The sequence below is a fragment of the Shewanella sp. AS1 genome, from assembly GCF_021412565.1.
GTDB lineage: Bacteria > Pseudomonadota > Gammaproteobacteria > Enterobacterales > Shewanellaceae > Shewanella.
The window spans coordinates 1-283 of sequence record NZ_JAKCLJ010000114.1 but is presented as its reverse complement, the minus strand read 5'-3'; the positions used below and the strand labels follow the sequence as shown (position 1 = coordinate 283).

The window sequence follows — 283 nt, the reverse complement described above, 5'->3', positions numbered from 1 at the left end:
CGCCGGGCGGGGCTATCCCCAGGGCCGGTTCCGCGGCGAGGACCTCGTGTACGGGGAAATGGAGTACCGGTGGACCGTCACGCAGAACGGCCTGTTCGGGATGGTGGCCTTCCTCAACACCGAAACGCTCAGTAGCGAGCAGACGGGCGAGGATCTCTTCGAGGGCTTTGCGACCGGCGCGGGCTTTGGCTTCAGGCTGATGCTGAACAAGCGCTCGCGGACCAACCTCTGTTTCGACATCGGCTGGGGCAAGGACGGCTCCCGCGCAGCCTACTTCGCTGTC

At 65.7% G+C, this 283-nt stretch carries 1 pseudogene; it reads left to right on the top strand.

From position 1 onward, the window contains the following. Window positions 1–283 (top strand): annotated as a pseudogene (locus LZP69_RS16295) (hypothetical protein); the annotation flags it as partial.